At 44.5% G+C, this 24,626-nt stretch carries 22 protein-coding genes; 9 read left to right on the forward strand and 13 right to left on the reverse strand.

Annotated elements, in window-relative coordinates; all coding sequences use genetic code 11:
- The first annotated feature begins 80 nt into the window (after nucleotides 1-80).
- Nucleotides 81-944: an SDR family oxidoreductase gene (locus NT073_RS17970; protein ID WP_297376098.1), complete on the forward strand. Its 864-nt coding sequence runs from the start codon at nucleotides 81-83 to the stop codon at nucleotides 942-944.
- Between the two features lie 233 nt (nucleotides 945-1,177).
- Here NT073_RS17970 and NT073_RS17975 read toward each other — a convergent pair whose 3' ends face one another.
- The 3 genes from NT073_RS17975 to NT073_RS17985 form a co-directional block, all read right to left on the reverse strand.
- Complete coding sequence (locus tag NT073_RS17975; protein WP_297376099.1) at nucleotides 1,178-2,044, reverse strand: oxidoreductase; 867 nt, start codon at nucleotides 2,042-2,044, stop codon at nucleotides 1,178-1,180.
- An 83-nt stretch (nucleotides 2,045-2,127) separates the two neighbouring features.
- Nucleotides 2,128-2,931 carry a helix-turn-helix transcriptional regulator gene (locus NT073_RS17980; protein ID WP_297376102.1) on the reverse strand — a complete coding sequence of 268 codons (804 nt, stop codon included), beginning with the start codon at nucleotides 2,929-2,931 and terminating at the stop codon, nucleotides 2,128-2,130.
- Nucleotides 2,932-3,343: 412 nt separating this feature from the next.
- A complete protein-coding gene (locus tag NT073_RS17985) occupies nucleotides 3,344-3,817 on the reverse strand; it encodes a hypothetical protein (protein ID WP_297376104.1) in 474 nt (157 codons plus the stop codon).
- Between the two features lie 1,475 nt (nucleotides 3,818-5,292).
- On the opposite strand from NT073_RS17985, the gene NT073_RS17990 reads away from it, so the two are divergent.
- Both NT073_RS17990 and NT073_RS17995 read left to right on the forward strand, forming a co-directional pair.
- The gene (locus NT073_RS17990; RefSeq protein ID WP_297376107.1) at nucleotides 5,293-5,832 is read left to right on the forward strand and encodes a gluconate 2-dehydrogenase subunit 3 family protein; all 540 of its coding nucleotides are present in this window, start codon (nucleotides 5,293-5,295) and stop codon (nucleotides 5,830-5,832) included.
- Nucleotides 5,833-5,873: 41 nt separating this feature from the next.
- Complete coding sequence (locus NT073_RS17995) at nucleotides 5,874-7,592, forward strand: GMC family oxidoreductase (protein ID WP_297376110.1); 1,719 nt, start codon at nucleotides 5,874-5,876, stop codon at nucleotides 7,590-7,592.
- 263 nt (nucleotides 7,593-7,855) lie between these two features.
- On the opposite strand, the gene NT073_RS18000 is transcribed toward NT073_RS17995, so the two are convergent.
- Both NT073_RS18000 and NT073_RS18005 read right to left on the reverse strand, forming a co-directional pair.
- Nucleotides 7,856-8,275 (reverse strand): hypothetical protein, encoded by a 420-nt coding sequence (locus tag NT073_RS18000; RefSeq protein WP_297376113.1) that lies wholly within the window; start codon nucleotides 8,273-8,275, stop codon nucleotides 7,856-7,858.
- 22 nt (nucleotides 8,276-8,297) lie between these two features.
- Entirely contained in the window at nucleotides 8,298-9,068 is a 771-nt protein-coding gene (locus tag NT073_RS18005) for a hypothetical protein (protein ID WP_297376116.1), read from the reverse strand.
- Between the two features lie 1,161 nt (nucleotides 9,069-10,229).
- Here NT073_RS18005 and NT073_RS18010 point away from each other — a divergent pair.
- Entirely contained in the window at nucleotides 10,230-10,967 is a 738-nt protein-coding gene (locus tag NT073_RS18010; RefSeq protein WP_297376119.1) for an outer membrane beta-barrel protein, read from the forward strand.
- 194 nt (nucleotides 10,968-11,161) lie between these two features.
- Here NT073_RS18010 and NT073_RS18015 read toward each other — a convergent pair whose 3' ends face one another.
- From NT073_RS18015 to NT073_RS18035, 5 genes are all read right to left on the reverse strand, one after another.
- The gene (locus NT073_RS18015) at nucleotides 11,162-11,614 is read right to left on the reverse strand and encodes a hypothetical protein (RefSeq protein WP_297376123.1); all 453 of its coding nucleotides are present in this window, start codon (nucleotides 11,612-11,614) and stop codon (nucleotides 11,162-11,164) included.
- Between the two features lie 531 nt (nucleotides 11,615-12,145).
- Nucleotides 12,146-12,541 carry a hypothetical protein gene (locus NT073_RS18020; RefSeq protein WP_297376126.1) on the reverse strand — a complete coding sequence of 132 codons (396 nt, stop codon included), beginning with the start codon at nucleotides 12,539-12,541 and terminating at the stop codon, nucleotides 12,146-12,148.
- Nucleotides 12,542-12,964: 423 nt separating this feature from the next.
- On the reverse strand, nucleotides 12,965-13,831 hold the full coding sequence (locus NT073_RS18025; protein WP_297376129.1) for a helix-turn-helix transcriptional regulator: 867 nt from the start codon (nucleotides 13,829-13,831) through the stop codon (nucleotides 12,965-12,967).
- Nucleotides 13,832-13,906: 75 nt separating this feature from the next.
- Complete coding sequence (locus NT073_RS18030; protein WP_297376132.1) at nucleotides 13,907-14,647, reverse strand: SDR family oxidoreductase; 741 nt, start codon at nucleotides 14,645-14,647, stop codon at nucleotides 13,907-13,909.
- Between the two features lie 217 nt (nucleotides 14,648-14,864).
- Entirely contained in the window at nucleotides 14,865-16,718 is a 1,854-nt protein-coding gene (locus tag NT073_RS18035; RefSeq protein ID WP_297376136.1) for an ATP-binding protein, read from the reverse strand.
- Nucleotides 16,719-17,394: 676 nt separating this feature from the next.
- On the opposite strand from NT073_RS18035, the gene NT073_RS18040 reads away from it, so the two are divergent.
- Nucleotides 17,395-18,492, forward strand: coding sequence for an acyltransferase (locus tag NT073_RS18040; RefSeq protein ID WP_297376139.1), 1,098 nt, complete (start codon nucleotides 17,395-17,397; stop codon nucleotides 18,490-18,492).
- A gap of 174 nt (nucleotides 18,493-18,666) precedes the next feature.
- Here the strand turns inward: NT073_RS18040 and NT073_RS18045 are convergent, their stop codons facing one another.
- Nucleotides 18,667-19,356 (reverse strand): hypothetical protein, encoded by a 690-nt coding sequence (locus tag NT073_RS18045; RefSeq protein ID WP_297376141.1) that lies wholly within the window; start codon nucleotides 19,354-19,356, stop codon nucleotides 18,667-18,669.
- Between the two features lie 851 nt (nucleotides 19,357-20,207).
- Between NT073_RS18045 and NT073_RS18050 the strand changes: the two genes are divergently transcribed.
- The 3 genes from NT073_RS18050 (at nucleotide 20,208) to NT073_RS18060 (ending at nucleotide 22,193) form a co-directional block, all read left to right on the forward strand.
- Nucleotides 20,208-20,774 (forward strand): hypothetical protein, encoded by a 567-nt coding sequence (locus tag NT073_RS18050; RefSeq protein WP_297376144.1) that lies wholly within the window; start codon nucleotides 20,208-20,210, stop codon nucleotides 20,772-20,774.
- 219 nt (nucleotides 20,775-20,993) lie between these two features.
- Nucleotides 20,994-21,158 (forward strand): hypothetical protein, encoded by a 165-nt coding sequence (locus tag NT073_RS18055; RefSeq protein ID WP_297376147.1) that lies wholly within the window; start codon nucleotides 20,994-20,996, stop codon nucleotides 21,156-21,158.
- Between the two features lie 606 nt (nucleotides 21,159-21,764).
- The gene (locus tag NT073_RS18060; protein ID WP_297376149.1) at nucleotides 21,765-22,193 is read left to right on the forward strand and encodes a BLUF domain-containing protein; all 429 of its coding nucleotides are present in this window, start codon (nucleotides 21,765-21,767) and stop codon (nucleotides 22,191-22,193) included.
- Nucleotides 22,194-22,453: 260 nt separating this feature from the next.
- Here the strand turns inward: NT073_RS18060 and yidD are convergent, their stop codons facing one another.
- Both yidD and NT073_RS18065 read right to left on the reverse strand, forming a co-directional pair.
- A complete protein-coding gene (yidD, locus tag NT073_RS33410; protein WP_366107463.1) occupies nucleotides 22,454-22,825 on the reverse strand; it encodes a membrane protein insertion efficiency factor YidD in 372 nt (123 codons plus the stop codon).
- A 274-nt stretch (nucleotides 22,826-23,099) separates the two neighbouring features.
- Complete coding sequence (locus tag NT073_RS18065) at nucleotides 23,100-23,789, reverse strand: SGNH/GDSL hydrolase family protein (protein ID WP_297376152.1); 690 nt, start codon at nucleotides 23,787-23,789, stop codon at nucleotides 23,100-23,102.
- 387 nt (nucleotides 23,790-24,176) lie between these two features.
- Between NT073_RS18065 and NT073_RS18070 the strand changes: the two genes are divergently transcribed.
- Nucleotides 24,177-24,554, forward strand: coding sequence for a hypothetical protein (locus tag NT073_RS18070; protein ID WP_297376155.1), 378 nt, complete (start codon nucleotides 24,177-24,179; stop codon nucleotides 24,552-24,554).
- Nucleotides 24,555-24,626 lie beyond the last annotated feature (72 nt).

Here is a 24,626-nt window from a genome sequence, read left to right on the forward strand (position 1 = left end):
TTGCTTTTTGCAAGTATTACGCCCTATCTTTACACTTGTAATTTGCAAGTAAATATACACGAATTTTATTTCTTTCTATCATGATTCTAGTGACTGGAGCCACCGGTGGATTAGGCCGCCAAACCATCGACTTTTTACTCACAACCACCCCAGCCGCAGAAATCGTCGCACTGGTGCGCGACCTCAGCAAAGCCACGGACCTCGTCAGGCGGGGCGTGGATGTCCGGCAAGCCGACTACTTTGACTACCCCGCCCTTGTACAAGCCTTTCGAGGCATTGATAAGGTGCTGCTGGTTTCAGCCGTGGCCTTTACCGACCGGCTGCGCCAGCACCAAAATGTCATCGATGCCGCTAAGGAAGCCGGGGTGAAGCACCTTTTTTACACCAGCATCCAGCGCAGCACACATTTTGTCATGCCGGAGGTCACGGAAAGCGACCTGGCCACTGAAGCCTACCTCAAAGCCTCCGGGCTGATCTACACCATTCTCAAAAACGGCTACTATTTTGAAGGCCTTGGCTACCTGATTGGAAGCGAGGTGCCGGACACCGAACTACTTTTCCCGGCGGGAGAAGGCAAGATCGCTTTCGTTAAGCGAACCGAATTGGCAGCCGCTACGGCCGCCCTGTTAACCAGCGCAGGGCATGACAACCAGGAGTATACACTGTCGGGGAGCGAAGCCTATTCGTTTCACGATATCGCCCGGGAACTCTCCGCGTTAGCGGGCCGACCTATCGTTTACAAAAGTAGCGAGCTGGCGCCCTACATCGCCCAGAAAGTAGCTGCAGGCTTCCCCGAAGTCGTCGCCAACTTCTTTGCTCAGTGGGGTGCTGCCGCCAAACACGGCATGCTGGCCGGGACACACGATACCGTCGAGCGTATGCTGGGCCACAAGCCAACTTCACTTCGGGAGTACCTGAAAACGACTTATTTCCCGGGTGCCTAACAGCTTTTAGGGGCAGTCAATTCTCCCCGCATTAATTCATACAGGCTAGGCAGGTGACTTTGCACAGAAGCTCACTCGCCCGGCCTGGCCATCCCCCAAGACCCCTATCATGCCCCCGGCGCGGCCCTGTCGGCTAGGCGCTGGCAGCGAAGATTGAGCAAGCAGGTAACCCCAACTTAATCAGAAGACGATAAGCTCCAAAAGGTTAATTGATTAACAGGCGTACAGTTACCTTAACTCCTTGTAATAGCATCAATAGAGGTAAAACCGGTAGCGAGTGTAACGGCTTTCCAGTTTTCCATATCCTGCTGGACGGCCTGTATCTTACTATTCGCCAGATCATAAGCGTCCTGACCTAGCAACAAGTGCAGGGGCGGGTTTGAGGTGTTAGCCACACCAATGATAGCAGCTACCGCTTTTTTGGGATCACCAGGTTGATTTCCCCTGATGTGTTCCCGATGGAGCGCTTCGGATTCCCGCACCAACTCGTATTCGGACAACTGTTCTTGAGCGACCCGCATTGACCCCGATGATAGGAATTCTGTTCGAAAATATCCCGGCTCAACGATCGTTACCTTCACTCCGAAGGGGGCCACCTCGGCCGCTAGCGACTCGGACAAACCTTCAACAGCAAATTTAGTGGCGCAATAAATACCCCAGCCGGGAAAACTGCCTGTAATACCGGCAATCGAGGAGACGTTTATGATATGCCCCGACTGCTGTTGCCGCAAGTGAGGCATAACCTGTCGGATTACATTCAGCATCCCAAACACATTGACCTCAAAATTGCTCCGAGCTTCGTCATTGGTCACCTCTTCCAGACTACCTAACTGACCATAACCTGCGTTATTGACCACCACATCAATCTGGCCAAACTGCTTGACGGTGGCGTTGATGGCTTTGCTAACGCTGGCTTCGGCAGCTAACTCGACGGTTAATGGTAAAAAATCAGTCGAGTGGTGGCCAACGGCTTGCTTTAATTCGTCAATACTGCGGGAAGTTGCTGCCACCGCATGACCCGCCTGAAGGAGTTGATTGACTAATTCAAGACCTAAGCCTTTAGAAGCTCCCGTAACCAACCATACTTTTTTGTTTTCCATTTTGTTTTCGTGTTTAACGGCCACAAAGGTCGGTTAGCAGGACTTGTAACGGCTTTCGCGATTCAAACCGTTACTTACCAAATTCAAACAGTGCGAAAGGCTGATGGAGTCAGAAGGGTATGCTTTTTGAAGAAGTAGGAAAAATGGGCCGGTTCGTCGAAGCCTAAGCAGTAGCTAATTTCGGCGATGTTCCAGTCGGTATGTTTCAATAAAGCCGTGGCTTCGCCGATGAGCCGCTCGGCGATGTGTGTTGTCGTCGTTCGGCCTGTCGTATCGCGCACAGAGCGGTTCAGGTGATTGACATGGACCGATAATTGCCGGGCAAAATCACTGGCAGACCTTAACCGGAACCGCTGACCCGGCAACTCAATGGGGAACTGCCGTTCAAGCAATTCGATAAAGGCAGCCGTCGTGCGGGACTTGGCATTAGGGTGTTGATAGAGGTTGTGAGAGGGTTCAAACTTCAGGGCGGTATGAATCAATTCGGTTAGATAGCTGTGGAGCAGATCATATTTGTAGATATAGTCTGAGTTTACCTCGCTTAGCATTTTCTCAAAAAGCTTGCTTATTATATCATCCTGTGCCTTGTCAAGCAGATAAGCAGGCCTGCCCCCAAGACGGAACATAGGCAATTCATGCAGGTTTCCCCGCATATGTTCGGCCATAAAAGCATCTCGAAAAATACAGAAGAACCCGGTTTGATTATCCGAACGAGGCTCCCAATTATAAGGCACTTGCGGATTAAAAAATAGCAGTGCGGCTCCGTTAACCCGGATACTTTTATCTGCGTAATGATAGAGGTTGTCGCCCCGGATGAGTGAGACTTTATAATAATCACGGCGGCTGTACTGGATTGGAGCGGTTCCCTGATCCAGACAGTCTTCCAAGCGGAAGACGTTTATATGAGTAGCTTCGTTGTGCTGACCACTCGGTTGTTGATTGAATTTTATTCGATAAAAGTCGGCTATTGTTTCAACAGGTCTCATTCAACAAACTTACATGAATCAACCAAAACTTCCTTATTTACTTTCCAGAGTAAATGATGCGCTCGCGAAGTGGCTTTACTAGGGCTTCAGCGCCTTACTGTACAAGTAATTTCGGGCAACTATTTTCGGATGCCGTTGGACCGTATGCGACTTACTGGAGTTAACAGCTGTTAAACATAATCGTCCCATAAATGCCCCATTTAAGAAGCACTAGCATGATGCTCCCATCGTCTCAAGTGCGAGGTTTTTTGCGCGACACTGACTTTTTTATATCTGTACAATGCAGTTAGTAACATACGCCAGGGTTCAATTACTAGTTGAGTGATCTTCTGATTGAAGGTAGAAAAAGGAGTCTCAAAATCATCAAGCCCATTAGCGCGTCAAGTACTTGGTAAAGAGTACGAAAACCTACCAGCCAGATTAACCCTAACGTCCACAACAAGAGCAGAGTTGCTAAACCGACTGTAGCCAGCCAGGCCCAGTGATAGTCCTTATCACCGAAAATCATCTCCGCTAACGGCCATCGCAGACGAGTCAGCATGGCATAACTTAAGAAAATGGGTGCAAAGCCAAAGAAGATAAAAATATAAAGACCAGGTAAAAAAAAATCGCCTATCCATTGATTGAATAGAATGGGAGAAACCGCTAGCCAGTGACCCGAGGGCTCTGCCATCAGATGCCAGCCGCCCTGAAAGCCACCTACAGAAAGCAGACCTAAAAGAGCCAGTAACCCATAAAATGATCGGGATCTTTTCGCTATCGGGGATGCTTGTGTCTTACTACTCACTGGAAAAACGTCTTATGAAAGTCTTTAAAGCTACTAGTGAAAACCGGCCAAGTGTATGACAGTAATCGTGAGTAGCTTGTATGATTTATAATCTCAGTGGCTGTTGCAGAAGCCTGAAAGGGATGTGATATCCCTAGCCTAGTTGCCAACTCTACGCCATTTGTAAGACAACAATTGCTTACCTGGCAGCTGGCTTCGTAGGCCTGTTGGCTTATGCAACACCTATATATATGTGTTAAGCTAAATCTTGTGTCTGAGCCAATCGGTAAAGCTTCCAGGACGACGATCAAGCCAACTGTACCAGAAAGCTAACCCAGAGTTAATCAATAATCCTGTCAGAGCAATACAGAACTTGCCTCTGAAATTAGTAGCTCCCCAGAAAACGATACCGGTTATCGGAATGACTAACGTCATTACGACCGTGATTAGCCATTTAGTTAGTGAAGTAAGCATTGCTTAGTGTTGTATGATCGATTGTTAGGTTGACCTGACTTCTGCAAAGCCGCTATTGGGTGGCCTACACAGGCTTACGTTGAAAAATAAGCGATTGTATTTCCAAATAAGCAAAAATCAGCTTATACAGACAAATAACTCGTTGGCGGCCTAGTTTTATCTATATGTTTCACTCAAAGTAGTCCTAGATGCACTTACTTAAAACGCAGCCATAGGCCTGAATACAGAGCACAAAGGAAGCCTGATGACTCCTAGGCTGTCTGGCTTTTAATTTCTCTTCAGACAGAGTTGTGTAGCAGCCACAAGCCTTTTAGAAGACAATTATTTAATATTTGTCAACGACACCCCCTAGCCTACGAACAGGTTTGCCGGTATAGCAGGACATCCTCCGGCTTCGTATCACCAAGTTTACCTGACACATATTGCGCAAATTGAGGATAATATTACGTGAATTACGCAGCACTCTTTTTTCGTAGTTCGTACCTTTGAGTAGACGCTTATACTACTTTTCAAGGATTACATTAACCTTTAACTAGCTATTCGGGTAGACTCTGCTTGTTATAAACGTTCACACCTTTCTGAAAGGATAGTCAGTGATCCTATACCCGTAAACTATGTCCTCAACCTATCGCGATTTACTTTGGTATTAGTGCGGTTGAGTATGCCGATCTATGGTGGATACGGCCTATCCCCTAGCCTAAACCGACGACGCGACAAGGAAACAAGGTACTGAAAGTCATCACCAATGGGTAGATGCGGCCAAGTTCCAGGGTCGCCTTTCGGGTAAATTTATGCGGGAAAGGACCAACCCAAAACGTAGCCAAAGCAAGTATTAACTACTCATAAATGGTACAAATTGTCATAAAAGACAAAACATCAGCGTTTAAAGAATACATCGGTATTAATATTCGGGCGATCAATTAAGCGAGGACGAAGGCATTCACGCTTCAAAAGTTTTGCTGAAACGAGTAGGACAGACTGTTTAATTTTCAAGTAATTCGATTTCTAAATCTTTTAATTCTATGCAACGACGTTATGCTCTGAAAGGCTTGGCAATGAGCCTTGGCGGCTTAGTTAGCTTACCTGCCTGGGCTTCCGGCTGGACAGGCAACTCTTTAGGAAGCGTTTCTCTGGTATCATTTGACGAGCAAACCCTGTTAGGTGAGATCGTAGAAACATTTATTCCAGAGACAAACACACCCGGTGCTAAATCGCTCAACGTGCATCAGTTTGCCTTACGAATGATTAAAGACTGTTTCGGCGAAGCTGCTCAAACTACCTTAAAGCACGGCCTTGATTTAACGGAAACTACCGCTCAGCAAACTTACACCAAAGCATTTGCCGACTGCGACGCCCCCAAACGAAGGGACATTCTGTTGAAACTGGCAGCATCGACCGATCCGGCTGGCAAAGCTTTCATCGATATGATCAAACGGCTTACTATTCAGGGCTATACAAATTCTGAATACTACCTGGTGAATGTCCAGAAATTTAATATGGCTCCTGGCTTTTATCACGGCTGCGTCCCAGTACCAAAGTTGGCTGTAAGCGGAACTAAGTAATCCAGTTGACTCTATTTATTTACCCTTTATCTCGAAAATCGATGTCTTTTTTAAATATAGATTCAGTTAAGGAGCGTACGTTTGATGCAATTGTGGTTGGTTCAGGCATCAGTGGTGGCTGGGCAGCCAAAGAGCTGACGGGTCATGGGTTACGTACTCTCGTTCTGGAGCGGGGTCGCGATGTGAAGCACATTACCGACTATCCGACCACAATGATGCAGCCCTGGGAGTTTGCGCATGGGGGGCAGCTAACCAAAGAATACCGAGACGCTAACCCCATTGCTAGCCGATGCTATGCGAACCGGGAAGATGCCAGTCATTTCTTTGTCAAAGATGCCGAGCACCCTTACGTACAGGAAAAGCCGTTTGACTGGATACGCGGCTATCAGGTTGGCGGCAAATCGTTGATGTGGGCACGGGGAACCCAACGCTGGTCACAATATGATTTTGATGGTCCCGCCCGCGATGGTTTTGCCGTTGAGTGGCCTATTGGCTACGCGGACATTGCCCCTTGGTATAGCTATGTTGAAAAATTCGCCGGTATCTCCGGAAACCGGGACGGCCTGGCGCAACTACCTGATGGTGAGTTTCTGGCTCCTCATGAGCAGTCATGTGTAGAAAAGCACTTTACCGACCAAATGGCAAAGCACTATGCCGGTACTCGCCCCATTATTATTGGTCGTTGCGCTCATTTGACTAAGCCGCAACCCATCCACTACCAACAGGGCCGCGGTCAGTGCCAGAACCGTTCATTATGTCAGCGGGGTTGTCCGTATGGCGGCTATTTCAGCAGTAATTCATCTACGCTGCCCTGGGCGGCTAAAACCGGGAAAATGACATTGCGCCCTGACTCTGTGGTGCATTCGATTATCTTCGATGAGAAGAAAAATAAAGCGACGGGCGTTCGTGTTATTGACGCCCATACCAAGGAAATAACCGAGTATTACGCCAAAATTATCTTTGTTAATGCGGCTTGTTTAAACACCAATCTTGTTCTGTTGAACTCAAAATCAAACCGGTTCCCTAACGGCCTTGGTAATGACAACGGCTTGCTTGGTAAATATGTAGCGTTTCATAATTTCCGAACGACTATATCGGCTGAACACGAAGGTTTCCAGGATACAACCACCGAAGGTATTCGCCCTAACGGCAGCTACATTCCCCGCTTTCGTAATGTATTCAAGCAGGAAACAGACTTTCTGCGCGGCTACGCGGCCGGGTTTGGCTCCAGCCGTATGACTTCTACTGATACATCGGGACTGGGTGAAGACCTAAAGGCAAGTCTGATGCAGCCTAAGTATGGTAACTGGCAGGTAAGTTCGCATATGATGGGAGAAACCATTCCCAAAGAGAGCAACTACGTGCAGTTGGATAAAAGTTTGACTGACGCCTGGGGGATTCCACAACTGAAAATATCTGTCGCCTATGACGATAACGACGAGAAAATGATTCGGGACTTCCATGAACAGATGAGTGAGATGTTAACGGTATCCGGCTTCAAAAACATACGTACCAATGACCGGCCTGATAAAGCTCCGGGCCTGGACATTCACGAAATGGGTGGAGTTCGTATGGGCAAAGACCCCAAGACATCTCTGTTAAATAAGTGGAATCAACTTCACACTTGTAAGAACGTATTTGTTACGGATGGTGCCTGTATGACCTCAACGTCCACTCAAAATCCATCGCTTACATTCATGGCTATCACGGCCAGGGCTGCCGATCACGCAGTAAAAGAGTTAAGGAAAGGAAATTTGTGATTTTCGGTGGTGGTTGAACTGTGTTGATGACGTTCAGCCACTACCGAATAAGTTAAACCGTAAACTTTTGATTATAAGTTAATAGACCAACTACGTTTCGTATTAAGCCAGGAAATACTAGTTGATAAAATGTATTTTTGGTCATAACTGTATGTCGTCAGCCGCATCTGTACACTTCCGGTTGACGACATACAGCTGTTGCCAGTTATTAAAACAATCCTTCTGCTGATATATTCTATTCATAAACACATATTGGAATAGTTTTAACCGATTGCGTCTTTGAGCATAAGTATAAATTCAAATCCTGTCCACAAAATACCCATTGCAAATCCCACCGAAGCGAAAGTCTTTTTGTCGGTCAGTTTGTTAGTTGCGAAAGCGTATAACAGCAAGAGAGGCCCTGAAAAAAAGACAGCGAAATAGACGATCCCGATGTTAGGCCCACCGGGAGTTTTATAAAACTTCTCGCTAATCATGATGAGTATCGGTAAAATCAGCAGAGTGAGTATAGCAACATGCAGGTAAGAAGATCGGTCCATCTGTTTTGTTGTATAAGTGCAGTGGCTATTGCAAAAGTCTGAAACGGGTGTGACTGCCTTGGATGAATGGCTAATTTCACTCCATTTACAAGGTAAAACCAGCTTACTTGGCAGGAGTTTTCGTAACCCTGTTGACTTTTGCATCAGCCACTGTCTTTATATTCAGCTATGGCAACGGATGCTTAGAGATATAGACCACCCCCCGCCCCTGCTTACTGTTGCAGAATGAAAAGGCTTCCCCCGAATTCCCCCGCCCACAGACCGCATCGGTACCGGCTATATAGAGCCGCTGTTGCTCATCCAGATACAGACTCTTCAGCTGATGCAACTGAGGCAAATCAATTCGACGGCCGGTCGCCGTAACAACACCAGGCGTTTCGAAATTACCAGTTGTAGCGGTTGGCCCATCGAGGAAGACTCGGTTGATCTTATAGTTGTCTCCCGTGGTTGTCACAACTGGATTAACCAGCAGTCGTTTGTCAATAGTACCGGGGGCAGGCATCTCCGTTAGCAACCGGTTACGTCCCCTATACGGTTGCCAAGTTTGGCCATCATCTAAACTGTAGTTGTCGGCCGTGATTAGAAACTGTGGGGACTCACTGGATACTTTCACGGTTTGGCTTGCTAGCCCGTTCATGGTAAACAGTGTATCGCCGTTCTGAACTACGCCAAACATAGCGATCGATTGCTGATGGACCTGTTGCCAATTCTTACCCTGATCGGTCGAGCGGAAAAGTAAATACCTGGTCGAAATCAATAAGGTCTTGTCCCGATTGCCCCACACTCCTTGAATATCTTTGTCCACTGGAGCTTTGAACGTGTACCAGTCTGGGTATTCGGCTAATACAGTGTCGTGCTTAGGATCGACGACGTCAGATTGAGTTTTTTTACAAGACAAGGTTAGTAGCAGTAAGCTACAGTAAAGTAACGTTTTCATGGTTGTTGAGTCATGGTTTTACTGCTTTTAAAAGGCAATAATAGCTGCTTATACTCCCTGATTTAACCAATGGTTATGCTGTGAACCTACTGAAATTCTATTAACATAATATTGATCTTTCGTCTCTCCTTTCCAAAGGACAATCCGGCCTCTTTTCACGGCTTATATAGAAGGGTTGATCTTGGAAATTTCACATAACATAAGATTAGTGGCTGTTGCAGAAGTCGGCACCGGCTTACACATTCCGTTTCAACCGTTTGTTTTTGAAGTTAAATTACGTGAAATGAGAGCTGTTGTTTGAGCCAAAAAAGCGCCTTTCAGACTTTTTCAACAGCCACTGTAGTTATACAAAAAATCTAGAGAGAGTATATAGTTTAATGCCATTTAGAAGATAATACATTTTTGTATTTTAGCTTTAAAAGTACCAAATTAACTGAGCTTGTAAACTAATCGAATAGTCATTATAATAAGTTTTTGTCATGCTCAGATATACACCAAATTTGTACGTTTTCTAGCTATATCGTATAACGAGTTCTATGTAAAATGTTACAAATTGTAAGACAAAAACTGCCATCTGTCTTCCAGTGTAAAACGTAGTATAAGATTATTTAGCCGATAATTCTACAAGCAATTTCGTGGAGCAATAGGCCAATAAAACCTCTTATTCATGGTGAAAGTACATAAAAATTCCTCCATCTAATTTGGAGACATTTTGGAGAGAAAATGATTTTTAGCTATAGCTAATACAATCCAGTCGCGCACGTCGGGCAACTTCCTACTTCACGCGTTATAATAAGCTAAGTGATTTACTTTACTCACTTTTGTAGAGAAGCTACTGGTTTCATCTAACAAGGGGTTAGGGTCTGTTGTTAATCAGGAACAGAGCTAATAAACCTACTCACCACTTCACTTATGGAAAAGGAGCCGATTAACAAGAAGGTACTGGCCAACCACACAACACTAGTAGTTCTTAAACACGGTAATCCCGACTAAATCAAGGAAAAGCTAAAACTTATTGGGGAGAACATTAGCCATCTGGGTAGAACCATTGAACTAAAATTGATCAATACCAAACACTAGCTTTCTACTTCATAGAGGGCTTATTGAGACACTAAGTTTTTAATATTTATACAACTCTAACCATTATATACGCATATAACAATGACTGTAAGATTAATTGCCATGTGCTTGCTATTATCGGCATTTCAGCCGTTAAAAGCTCAATTTCGATTGGATTTAGAAGGAGGTTTAGTGTTTAGTACCAATTATAATGATATCCGGATACCCGGCATTGGTGGGACGCTCATTGATGTAAGTGATCAGCTTACGGTAAAGCCTCAGGTCTTCTACCGGCTTCGGGCAGGTTACACGATTGCAAACAGACACACAATTTCAGCATTATATGCCCCTCTTACCGTAAATTATGACGGATCATTTGACCAAGACGTCAACTTCAATGAGGTTATCTACCGCAGAAATGAAGATGTAAGTGTGAATTATAAGTTCAATTCATATCGTTTGACTTATCGATATGATTTCATTGCAAATAATAGTTGGAGAGTTGGCGCTGGTCTGACTGGTAAGATCCGAGACGCAGATGTCAGATACAGAAATGCGTCAAATGATCAACATTTCAGCAATATAGGTTTTGTCCCTCTTGTGAACTTTTACGTCGGTTATAAACCAAACGAGCATTGGACAGCCATTTTGGAAGGCGATGCTTTAGCTTCCAAATTTGGCAGAGCTGAAGATATCTTTGCTGGCGCATCCTACCACATAAATCAGAATTTTGGTATAAAATTAGGCTACCGCGTTGTCGAAGGAGGGGCCGATAATGACCAGATCTATAACTTCACCTGGATTAATTACGCTTCAGCGGGTTTGTTGATATCATTTTAAAAACCTACGACAGAAGGCAAGATCAGTAAGCTGATTCTTTTATAAGCAATCCAGGAAAGCAGTGTTTAAAATAATTTCTGTTTTAAAAAGCGGATACATGAACGTCCCTTCGTCGCACTCAGGAGAGTTTTAGTAAACGTTTTTAAACGTGGTTTAAGGCAGTTGCTTAAAGTACTTAGCCAAATACGGAAAGTTTATTTCATTAGATCAACGCCAACATTGAACGCAAGCCAAGCCTCTGATCTATCCCGGTACAAGTTAATAGAGGATGGTAATTTGCTGAACGTAATGGGATTTTTAATTTGAAGGTATTGTACTGGGGCAACAATGGTGGCATTGCTGCCCGTTGAATAATTCAGTTGAAGCATAAAGTTAACCCGGTTGGGCCGACTTCTGAACGCGGGCAGTTCGGGACTGACATCCACTTTCTTGACCAACACCACCTCCCCCGGAGAAATCGGACTACCAACTGTTGAAGTACCAACTTCATAAAATCCCGTCTGTAGACGCGAACCAACAATGGGGCTTTTCTTAGGGAGGAAACTGGCGGTATTGATGCGTCTGAAGTCGAGCGATACGTTATACAAATAGGAGTCCCCACTTGTTGAATGAATAATATCGACTGCCTTACTTTTGGGTAACTTCACGTTTGGACTGGCGGGCGTTATTTGGCCGACGATCTCCTGATTTTTTCCAAGAAAAGTTAGCCTCTGGATTTGAAATTCGCAGGGAAACGGTCTAGGCTGGCCATTATTCATTTTGCAAGGAAGAGGTGATGGCGGAGCAGTATCAACAATAGATACTGCGGAAATCAAACTGGCTAGGAGTACAGCGAATAGACTTGTTTTCATTGGTAAAGATCAGTGTATGGTTATCCGTAATGACATACTATATTTTCGTTGATCTTTAAGATAGCTAAAAATCTGGTGTGTAGAAAGGTGCCTTTTTCGCTTTAGGCTTTTCTTTATTAACTATCTTCGCATTCACCATCTGTCAAACGTGATCCCTCAAATACGAGAGGTTTAATAACTCCGATTTAAATAAGAGATTTTCCAGATAGTAAAGCTTTGTTCCAATCCGGGTAGCACCAATAGTTCGTGCAAACTTCACCCTACTATGGCTCGTCATACCGGCACGTTTACCCCGTAAAAGTTACTCCACACACCTTAAGTTAAAGGCTATCTACTACTGTAAGCCACTTTCTTGAAGGGCGTCGGCTGCAAGGCGCCAGATCGTAATGGACACTCATCGTTGATTAGTTTTAAGACCAGCTGATCATCTTTTATAATTGCTTGATAGATACCAATCGCCTGGGTGTCGCAGGGACTACTTCCACTTACTTTTTTCCAGCTCAGCGTGTCCCCTTTCATCGTGTAGGTCATCGTTTCGAGCAACTGCTGATCCGATGCCGTATACATAGAGATCGTGTCGGCGCCATACCGCATAATAACATTTACCAATTGGCTGGTCTCGACCGCACCTTGCCAGGCGGTATGGGCTAATGGGTTTTTTACCTGGGCAGTAGCCGGTAGGCTAACCCACAGGAGAAGAATTATACCAAAGCATGGTTTCATAAGCTAACCTAGTAAGGAGTCGTTAAAGGAAGGTCAAATTTATTCCGATAAACCTATTGGCTTTAGCGTATAATTACCCGATTTTACCGGATGCGCCTAATTTAGCTGGGGTAGCCAGCCGGAATGCCAATTCGGGCCGGGTCGCACCACCACATGTGCAGGACAACCGGCTAAATAGTCATAAATCAGCCTTCTACGGAACGGGAAGCGTTAGTGATGTCTACCTACTTGGTGTCTATCCCTGCTTTTCTCTTCGTTATGCCCTATCTGATAGCAATTAATTTGTTGAACTTAGCCAACCGCAATCTTAGCAGGACTCACTAAAGTGGATCAACAGACGCTCTCGTGTTTCACATGGGAGCATTTCCTGAGAATAATAACGTACCCGATACTGCAGTTAACGTTGTCGAATCTTAGGGTTGATTAATTGAACGATCGCCTAAACTCCAGCGGGGAGAGTTTAGTCTTCGTTTTAAAGAGCTTACTGAACGACTGCGGATGCTCAAACCCAAGCTGATAAGCGATTTCGGCAATGGAGAGGGTGCCAGCACTCAATAAATCTTTCGACCTTTCGATAAGCGCCTGTTGAATATACTGCTGCGTATTCTGCCCAGTGAGCGAACGTAGCATGTCGCTCAGATAACGAGCAGATACATTGAGCTGAAAGCTGACGTACTGCACCGATGGTAAACCGGTTTGCTGGCTTTTATTCTCCTCAAAATACTGATCAAGCAAGTTGTCCAATGAAGAAATGATATCGTGGTTTACCGCTTTTCGCGTGAGAAACTGGCGATTATAAAAGCGGTGGCTGTAGTTGAACAACACTTCAAGTTGTGATACCAATACATCCTGACTGAATGCGTCTATGTTGGTTTCCAGTTCGCTTTGTATGGCATCAAACAGGTGGCTGACGATCTCTTTTTCCTGTGCGGACAAGAAAAGTGCTTCATCAGCGGTATAGGAGAAAAACCCATAGCGGTTGATGGACTTGCTTAATGGATAGCCTCTAAGAAAATCAGGATGAACATATAACGCATAGCCTTCGTATTGGTTACTATCGTCAGAGGTAAAAACAACCTGGTTGGGCCTTAAAAAAGCGAGGCCTCCTTCGTCAAAATCATAATAGCGTTGCCCGTATCTCACCCGACCTTTAAAGCTTTTTTTAAAAGACACTTTATAAAAATCAAGTATGATTTTTTCGCCCGTCTTTAAGACGTCAAAATGAGTCTTGCTATAATCGATTAGCGCGATCAAAGGATGTAAGGGCGGAAGATGTCCCACATGCTTCATAAGTTGGGAGATACTTCTAAAATGGTATGTACGAATACTATCTTTCATGTAAGTACTAACAATATCTTTTCAGGCTTAATCCTGTTTCGCAGGCCGGATAACAATGTCTCCTACTTCTACATCGGCTGGCTGACTGATCGCATAGATAACGGCATTAGCCACCGCAACCGGAGGTAATCCTAATCGCTCCATTGTCTGTAGAACCTGTTGGCGTTTTTCTTCATCTTTTATCGTATTTACGAGGTTTGTCTTTACATAACCCGGCGATATACCCGTAATGCGAATGGTGCCATCCGACTCCTGGCGGAATGCTTCGGTCAGGGTTCGTACGGCATTTTTAGTTGCGGCATACACTCCCTGCGTCGGAACAATCTTTAGGCCCGAGGTTGAGATAATGTTGATGATGTGACCGGACTGCTGCTGTTTAAAAACAGGGATGGCTGCTGCCATGCCATATAATACGCCTTTCAAGTTACTGTCGATCATTTCTTCCCATTCGTTCAGTTCCAGTTCATCAATACGGTTTATGTGCGTGACACCGGCATTATTGACCATAACATCCAGCCTGCCATAAGTATCTACAGCGGTAGTAACCAACCGAAGCAGGTCTTCTTTTTTCTTTACATCGGTCACTACATGCACGGCATCTCCGCCCGCTAGTTTTATCTGCTCGGCTACCTCTATCAATGCCGCTTTCGTGCGGGATCCTAACACTACTTTGGCTCCGTATTTGGCCAACTCTACCGCAATGGCCTTGCCAATGCCACTTCCTGCACCCGTAATGGCAATTACCATATCCGAAACTTGCTTTTGCATATGCTTCAATTTATTTTATGCAAAGGTCCCATTCAGGCTTGGGCAAAAAGTAGTCAGATCGGTAAATGCTGTAATCAGATCGGCAGGATCGGTTTTCAGTATGTGACATTTTATCTAACGGAGGAGCGTTATTTGAAAATGGGCTTTCAGGAAAGTGAGGGCATTTGCCAAGGGCCGTACGGCTAAATTATTGACTAAGCACCTCTTAACGCATGGGCTACGCCGGTAGGTAGATGGTAAAGGTGGCGCCTTGCCCCGGCTGACTCGTGGCCGTAATAGCGCCCCCATGATTGGCAACTACCTTCTCACAGATGGCCAAACCAACACCTGTACCCGCATACTGGTTCTTACCATGCAGCCGCTGAAAGACCTGAAAAATGCGATCCAGGTACTGCTCATCAAAACCAATCCCGTTATCGGCTACCTCAAGCTTGTGATAAGCCCCGGATACGTAGCCCGGTTTGACGCCTGCCGGTAACTGATCAGCCGAGACCAGTTGAGCCCTGATCTCAATCAGGGGAGTCACCAGAGCGCCTGCCTGGTTCGTGCGGTGAAACTTCAGGGCATTACTCAGTAGGTTCTGAAAGAGCTGACTTAGTTGCGAAGCATCCCCCGTAACGGTTGGTAACAGCCCCACCTGGATCTGAGCCCCTAATTCCTCCATCCGCAGCTCTAAGGTGCTCAGTACGCTCTCCACTACCGTTTGCAGCGACACCGAGTCATTGGCTTCCCGTTGAGTGGCAATCCGCGAGAAGTTCAGCAGGTCTTTAATCAGGATGGACATGCGGCTAGCCGCCGATTGCATTCGATCAACGTACGCCAGCTCTTCCTTCTCTGACTCATTGTAGCGGGCCTTCAAAAGGTCGCCAAACTGCCGGATTTTTCGTAAGGGCTCCTGCAAATCATGACTAGCTACGTAGGCAAACTGCTCAAGGTTGTCGTTGGAGCGGTTGAGCAAAACGTTTGCTTCTTCTAACTCTTCGTTAATTGCCGCGTACTCTTCGTTGTTAGCCGACAACTCTTCATTTGTCGCAATCAGTTCGTTATTGGCCTCGGCTAGCTCCTGGGTGCGCTGGTTGACCAGGCTCTCCAGTTCGGCGGATAACTGTCGGTACTGCTGTTCGCTTCGACGCACCTCGGCTTCGGTCCGGGTTCGGTCAACAGCCACCACCAGCCGCTCAGCGACCATCTCCAGCAGGCCCAGCTCGTCGTCTGACCAGGCATGCGCTTGCTTATAGTGAATGAACAACACGGCTACTAACTTTCCCCCCTTCATCAGAGGCTTGTTCAGGGTAGCCCCTAGCTGAAGAACTCGATGCGCTTCTTTTTCGGCCGTTGACAGGGCAGGATCCTGGGCAATGTCTGAGCGAACCACCGTACGACCCGCCAGAAACTCAGCCAGTAGCGGCCCATAATCCGCATACTGGTAGGTACCCTGTAGATCAGGCACGCCGTTGATGTAGTTGCGCAGTACCACAATGGTATTGCCATTCCCCTGATCTTCGGCATAACCGACTCGGTTGGCTCCCAGGTATCGGCCCAGCAGACAGGCGGTATAATAGTAGACGTCCAGAGGATCGTTCAGGGATCGCAGGGTGTCGGACAGTTGCAGAATGAAGCGTTGCTGTTCTTGGAGTCGCTCCAGCACTTGTTGAGCCAACACCTGTTGGTTGACTTCCTGGGCGATACCCGCGAACCGGTAAAACTCACCTGTCGGGGTAAAGTAGGCACGTCCCTGAAAGCGTACCCACCGCAATCGGCCATCATCTAGGCCAATCGTGCGATAGGTTTCATCGTACATCCCATTTGATTGAGGATCTATCGCCCGTTGCACGGCTGCATCGACCCGGTCAGCATCATCTGGATGAATGTGTCGAACAGCTTGTTGGTAAGCAATATCATTGGCAGCGGAGATTCCATACAGTGCTCGGCATCGCTCGTCCCAGTCAACTAGTCCTGTTTGGGGATTATATTCCCAAACGCCGAGTCCAGCAGCTTGTAAAGCGAAGTCAAGATCTAGTCGCAGGGTAAGCTTAGTCGGGTTATTGGAAGGCTGTTGATGGCCGGTCATAAAGGACTTATACAGACTGTTACACAAATTATGGGGAATTCGTTAAGTCTATAGCCCCAATGACGACAAAAAAGGGTAATTGGTTTTGATTGAGCGAACTCTATCTATCAAAAGGGCCTCACAAAATGCCCCGTTTAGGATGCAGACACATGCATGTCCCTTCGTCTCATTTATGAGTATTTTCAGGAGACGGTTATTTTTAATCGCTTTCAAACAAAGTCAATAACATACGATTGCAAAGGCTAATGTTTGTCGTCCAGAATTTGGCAAATTATATACCATTGATTGTCAGACCTGTACATAAACATGATTAACGTCCAGACCCAACCCAACTGCCGAAAAAGTGGCTTACTAACGTAAAAAGGCATGCTTTTACGAGTAGCTTTGTCGAATATATTTTAAAATACATTCTCCGTAAGTAACTTATTCAGCGGCTTCCGCACTTAAAGCATTCGTAAAAAATACGGTCCTTCGTTTCTCTACCAATAGCTTTATCGGGCGGGTCTGTGTGAGAAGTAAGTCTGGATGTGCATGGAATAATAGGTAAACTATACTTACAAACTGTGACCGAGGGCCGAAAGGTTGGCTTTTTTTGCCTATTAACCGCCTTTAAGTTAATATGGTTACTACACTCACCATCCGATTAACGCAATCAATTTCTTACAGAAATAAACTCATGAGTGATTTAAAAAAAGAAAGAAATATAGGGTATGATGCTGTTAAAACTTTCTCAATATTTCTTGTATGTATTTATCATTATCCTTTTTTTAACGCCAACTTTACGGATACCAATACGTTTGACATCTATCTAAATTATTTCTTATTGGGTGCTGCAAGTGCGGGTGTTCCGTTATTCTTTATGGTAAACGGAGCATTGCTGCTTAATAAACCATATGAATTTCGGCCTTTTCTACATAAAATAGTCAAACTTATTAGTCTATTTGTTATTTGGGATATTATTTTATTAGTGGGCTTCCAACTGCTAACCAATCACCGGGCGTCGTTAAAATCGTTTGTCCTGGATCTATTTTATTTAAAAATGGATGTCACTAATCATTTATGGTTTCTTCAGGCCTTACTATCCGTTTATTTATTCTATCCCATTATTAAAGAAGTTTATGAAGCAGCAAGGAAGGAGGTTCTGTATTGGTTGTGTTTCACCATAGTCTTGTTTTCGTTTGGCAATTTATTTCTTAACTCAGCAATAAACGTAACAGAGTTCTTATTCCATAGAAACTATCTTAAAGAGGAAGAAGTCAATTTTTTTCCCTTTATCAACCCATTTGGTAATTACTACTTTAGTTTATTTTATTTTATCCTTGGTGGACTCTTGTCAAAAAAAAGATTAACCTATTTTTATAAAGCCCCAAGCTGGGTTCTCATTGGCATTTACTTACTATCCTTATTTATTTTATTCTTATATGGTATTATAATGACGATCTCCGACCAGAAACTGTATGACACAGTTTGGTATGGCTACTATTCGGTGATGACACTTGCTATGTCAATATCAGTTTTTATTCTATTTTCTAGACTAGAATATCGAAACAAGATAATAAATTATTGCCTTATTATTATTGGGTCTAATACACTAGGAATTTACTTAGTTCATAGGTTTATAGGCTGGTTTGTAAATCAGCTTGTTACTGGCAATAATCTTTCAGGAAACCTGGCTATCAGCTTACTATGCGCAGCAATAATAGTGGTAAGTTCACTATTAATTGTGCTGGCTATAAAAAAGGCACCCATTCTGAAAAAGTTAGTAAGTATATAAAAGGACCTACTTAAAGAGCAGATACCCGCAAGTTCTTTCGTCTGACAATGGAGTCTTTTGTGAGACATTGATTTTTTAACACCTGTCCAACACAAACAGTAGCATACGACTCAAAGAACCAGAAGTGGCCCACAGTTGATTAATCTTACTCTTACAAGCAGCATCGTTATACACTTAGAGTTTTTCAAAACGATTTACGATAATGTATTGTACTTTCTTATTCTGAAGATGAATCTCGACACCGTCAAATGATTGAGCTTGGCTACGGTAGATGAAGCGCCAAGGGGCACCGGACTTTGTTGGATCGTAGAGCGCATAACTATAGCGGCTTAACAGAACTATCCGCTCAAATTTGGGTGTGTAAGCTGCCCTCTGGCTTAGTGATTCTAGCTTCGTATAAAGAAGAGTGAGTTTGTCGCCCACTTGAATGGCTTGACTGGAAGAAACTGATTCAGGCCATTGTTCAAGCTGGCGCCGATTGTTAAGCGTTATAGCCTTGACTTGGCCTGATTCAAGCTGGATTTGTATCCCTGATTCGGTATCAAACGATTCATCTAGAACCAACCAGTCAAACTGAGCAAGTCGATCTTTCAAGTCCATTACGTTCGAGAAATAGGTATTAATAGCTCCCAAATAGGAAACCAGCTTTTGGTATCTATATTGTTCCAAAAGGGAAAAGGCCTCAGTCGTTGAGCTGCCAATGGCAATACCACGATACGAACCGTTGGCGATGCTGTCACGTCCGACTAACTTAGCGGAATATACTGGATCAGGTCGTGGCATAATGGGGTCGATATTCGTATGGGTACAAGCTGCTAGGACTAGTAGGCAAAGTAAGCTGAGACTAGCAAGTGTTTTTCTCATGATAAATCCGAGTTTAGGGTTTATGTAACGACCTGAGTTTAGGCCGAAGCGTTGTAGACAACACCATAGGGTTAGCTGACACATTTAGGGTATAGACGCCACCAAAGAGGGATAAATAACTGTATATTAGTAACTTGACAGAAAAACGTGTACGCTTAACGTTCGTTTTAGAGAGCAATTAATTTTGCAGTTTAGGAACGTGTAAAAGCAGCCAATTTGATACTTTTAGGCCTGTAAACGACATTAAGTCCATCTTATTCCGAAATGCAGCGGTTAACATATCAAATTCACATTTATTTCGGGTACTATATAAGTAAGCCCAGCCAAGGGGTATGTTTACCCAGACGAAAAGTAGAACAAAATTGGAGTTCTGTTCTACAGTTAAATTAGGTGCTTTCTTCTGAATTTATCTTTTATGAAAGAAGAGTTTTACATCTGAGTGGTAGCCGACTGATTATTTGACGGTAGGCCGTCGCTACCCCCTTTTTAGGTTTATCCGCTGCTCCTAGATATGTGGCCTTGAGGGACAGTTTCTCAACACGTCCTATTTAAGAAGTATATAAAAGAAGTTCCCCCGTCTCGCTTGGGAGCGTTTTATAAGACAGTTGAATAGTCAACATTAGTGTACACTATATCCAACTACTTAGAGGCCAAAATCCATAGCAATTTATAAAAGCAACTTTTACGTTTCGTTAACATTCTTTTACAGACTATTAATAAACGAAAGGATTGATACTTTTAGCTTTACGGCCCACAGCAGTGGTGGAAATCCTTGAAAATAAAAAAGAATTCCTTAAACGGATCTGATTTATTAGGATATAAATTCATTTTAATCAAACCATTAAAAAAAAATGAAAAAAATCATTTATGCGCTGATCTTACCGCTGATTGTGGTGAGCGGACTAGTATTTGCTAATCGTGAATTTAAAAATAAAGCTTCTATAAACTCAATCGCAAAACCACTCACAGCCGCTGAAAGGAAAGCTGCATTGAAAAAATGGGAAGCTACCCCAGATGGTATAAAGTATAAAAAATGGGAAGTGTCAACCGAAGGCAAAAAAGTGTATGCTGGTGAAGCTAAAATAAGGAAGCATTTGAGTGCTTTTACCAATATGGAGGCTGTTGTAACCTCTCTTTCTCTTCCGCCAGGCTCACGATTAGGTTTCGGAGTAATGGTCAGGATTAATGGTGACGATTATATTCTTAGTTTTGGGTCGGAACAGTCTGACAAGAATTTTTTAAATTTTAACAATGAATTTCAGCAATTGCATAGCCTGGAAGTTAACGACAAAATAATAATTAGAAGCCACAATGTATCGCACGCACCCAAGTATTCATATCCAATAGTATCGGGCGACTATATAGAACGTGATAGTAAAATAATTTATAAACGTGCCCCTCGTAAAGGCGGTTGCTGAATAAATCATGAAATACATATATGTTTTAGCTATTCCTCAAACCGCTCCATTTACGGCCGAAGAAACCTCATCCGTCTTCAATAGGAGGTCTTTTTGATACGAGTAACTAACCATCATACAGGTGAAATTGGATTACGTTATTTCTAGTAATGGAGTAGAAGAACGGTTTTTAGTGCTTAAAGGATTTAGTATTTTTCTAATCAACTTACTCTACTGGCTATGGACATACTTGAAGTGCTTGCTAAATGGCTTTTTTGGCTCTTTGATGGAATCGGCGTCAACCTTATTCTTAAGAAAATTGCCAAAACATTCGACAAAAAGAGTGAAGACAGCCCAAATTCTAACAGCAATTCGCTAATCAGCCCAAAGATACCACAGGTATAATTTACGTTTTGCTCAAGGTTACGCAATTACAATTTGGCTTTCGTACTATTCTTCCTTAAGTACGAAAGTCGGTACTTGTTTGACCTTCCAATCCCCTTAAAGCTTAGTAACAGTGGTTTTGGAATGGCTTTATATCCGTACTTCCTAACTACCGCAACGATGATTCCGACAAAGATCAGAAAAAGAAATTGGCAGCATAGCTTACCGACAGAAACAGAGCCGCAAACAGCAAGCCAACAAAAGTATCCCTAGCAGTTGGTTTCAAAAAAGAGGGGATCTGTCATAGGGTAACCGGGGTTATTCTGCCTACTGGTAGTCAGGGGAGGATAAGTAACGTTTTGAAGGCTGCCGAATGGCCACCATAATTTTATCGGTGGTAACCCTCCCCTTGCGTATGGAATTGTGTTAGTAAGCTACGGGATGAAATAGCAGCGCAGGTTCACTTTTAATTGCGTGCCTGAGCCACGGCCATCGCACCGATAAACCAGGCACGTATATTTTTAATAATATGATTATGTTAACCTATTTTTATAGATAACTATACTATATAAAATAGGTGTTTGATTACCGGTATAATTTTGGCTACCTATTCTATTGGTGCATAATATGGAGTACTGCATTGTTTACCTTAGTTCATCACAAGGTATCTTATCTACTAACGATTTAACTCGTATTCTTGATCATAGTCAACGAAACAACCGTGCTTTAGGGATTACAGGTATTTTGCTCTACTTCAATGGCTGTATTATTCAAGTGCTGGAAGGGCCTGAAGAGCGTGTAAAAGCCTTGTACGAAGTTATTCGTCAAGACCCCCAGCATACGCAGGTCATTAAGTTGTACGGTGATTCCATTGAGCAGCGTTCCTTCTCGGACTGGTCTATGGGCTACAAAACACTATCCGCTCGCGAGTTAGACCACTTGAAGCATGAACTTTCATTCATAGACGACTTCTTCCTTCCCCCATCGAAGACAAAAGAAAGTAATCCGATTCTGGCTTTGGTAGAGGTATTCTACAAGACCAATTACCGCAATTAAAGTAGATACTAGTCGTCATCATCTCAAACCGATCAATCACCAGATTGTCAAGTAACTCGGGCTGGGAAAAGTGCGGTTAGAAGGCAACTCAAGCGATTCCGGCAGAAAGCTCATCAGTATATACAAACGGGTTGCCAATCACTGAGTTGTGTGACTTATCCGTGGATCATAGCAGACTCGTTTGTGTTCACATAATCTGGAGGCCCACATGGGGTCAGCGAGGTAGTCCTGTCCAGACTCGCTAAGGGTATAGAAAAGGGCTAGGGATGATCAATTCCCCCCGCTCCCGCTCGGCAACGGCGCAGGCGTTTCAACGTATGATAGAGTCCTTTCCTGAATCCATACTGACGCAAGGCCAGTTCAGCGTAGCGCGAACAGGAGGGTTCAAAAGCACATGGCACACTTGAACGATGCGCCCCTTTAGTACGATACCACTTGAGCGCCCGCACGCTTAAGCGCAACCACAGGGGTCTAGCAGGAACAGGGAGTTCATCAACTTGAGTATCCGTGGGAGTGGTACCAGTCAGGGACCGCAGCAGGCTGATCTGTAGCTTTTCGTCTTCGATTAGTTTAGCCCGTACGCCATTAATAGTCATGAAGCGGATTCCTTGTTGGCTCATTGTACGTATCATTGGTGAATTATGAGGCAAAAAGGCGATTAGTAGCGTAACCTACAGGGGTGGTAACCGGTTATTTAGCCAACGGTAGTTACTCGTATATATGAACAGTTACCGCTACCCTGCTTCACCAGAAGTTGATGAGTAGCTAGTAGCGTTATAAGCAATTCGTTTGACAAACAGGGCTTTTCTCCCCAAGTCAACGCTGCGAGCACAGGCGGCACTACGCTATATATAGTTAAGCGGGTTATTCTACCGGCAGTAGCTAGCTGATCCAGCTGATTGATTCCTACAGCAGGAAGCCTGATATGATCTTAAAAATTACTTCGTGCCCTGTATCATTGGGATGAATGCCGTCTTCGCTCAGCAGTTCGGGCTTAGTTAGATGCTGCGTGTTGGCGAGCGGGTCGAAAATGTTGACTGCCGATGAGCCATAGGTCTTCATGACCTGGTCTCGCTGAAGCAGTAAGTTGGCCGTCACCTCGGCACTGTAGTTACGCGGCAATGGCGTCGTAATAATGACATGGGCTACCCCAGCGGCTAACGCCTTACTTCGGATGGTATTGAAATTAGCGATGATCTCCTCCACACTACAGCCAATAATCAGGTCATTGGATGATATACTAAGAATTAAGGTGGTGGGCTTCTCTTTAAGGGCCGCGTTTAGGTTACGCAGAGTATCTGGCTCGGGCCGGTTAGCCGGGTGAGTGGCGTTGGTTGGCAAAAGCTGGTAACTGGTGTAGCCGCCTTTGGCCAGGTTAACAACGCGGCTATTGGCTAGCTGCTGGGTAAGCCGTCCGGCCCATGAATATTTGTAGTCCGAAGCGCCCCATCCTGCTGCGGTTGACGAGCCGATGATGACAATTGTTGCCGTAGCGGGCTTTTGGGGATCAGTTCCGCCTATCGGAGTGTCTATTTTGGTTGGTTTACAAGCGGCTAAAAACGCAATAAAAAGTAACAGAAGTAGGTGTCGTTGCATACTGGCCAAAACTGAAATATACATAGAGTTTACAAAACTAACAGAAGATGATTAATAGTTCTATCTGGTCTACAGAAAGAGAATAGTTCAGTAGTAAACCCGTACTATTATGAATACGTCCAAACTGAGAAAGGGAGTGTAATGATCAAGCCTACTAGAGTGGATACTCGCCTTATTCCGGAATCAGCGCTTTCTTAGCTTAGTTAACAAATTTTTTTTGTGGCTCTACAGGGTCATACTGAATCACTTAAGCCTCTTTATTTAGACCAACGACATCATGGCAAAACCCACCAAGTCAGCCAGTTAGTTTACATTTACAAACAAAAACATATTTTCATTTTTATCTATGTATATTTTCTTAGCCGCTTCATAAAATCTTTATTGATATTGTTCTTCCGTCGCCTTACATCCATTGGCTCTCGCCTGCAGCGTCGGCTAACCCGTTCCTCAACGATCATCTATCAACTGGACTATCTGGAAACAGGTGGGCTTGGTACTTCCTTTCCCTTTAAAGGATTGACGGGTAGAGTCGTTGCTACTCAGCGAGGCAATCAGCTCGTGTTAACCATCCGCGTAAAGGGGCAGGACATGATTCATCGCCCCATTACGCTTTATAGCAAGCCCCTTAGCCAGGATCTTTCCGGCTTGTATGAGTCGGCTGACTCGCGGGCCCTGATTGGGGTGATCGATTCGTCCTTGCTTCAGATTGAAGCCACCGATCCCGACGGAGTAGTACCCATCATTGTGCGGGCAAGCCGCAAGTAAACACCGATCTGCCCCTCGTTGCATTCCAATCAACAACCTTCTCCGCCCGACAAATTCTTACCAAGCGTAGAA

The sequence above is a fragment of the Spirosoma sp. genome, assembly GCF_026391055.1.
Taxonomy (GTDB): Bacteria; Bacteroidota; Bacteroidia; order Cytophagales; family Spirosomataceae; genus Spirosoma.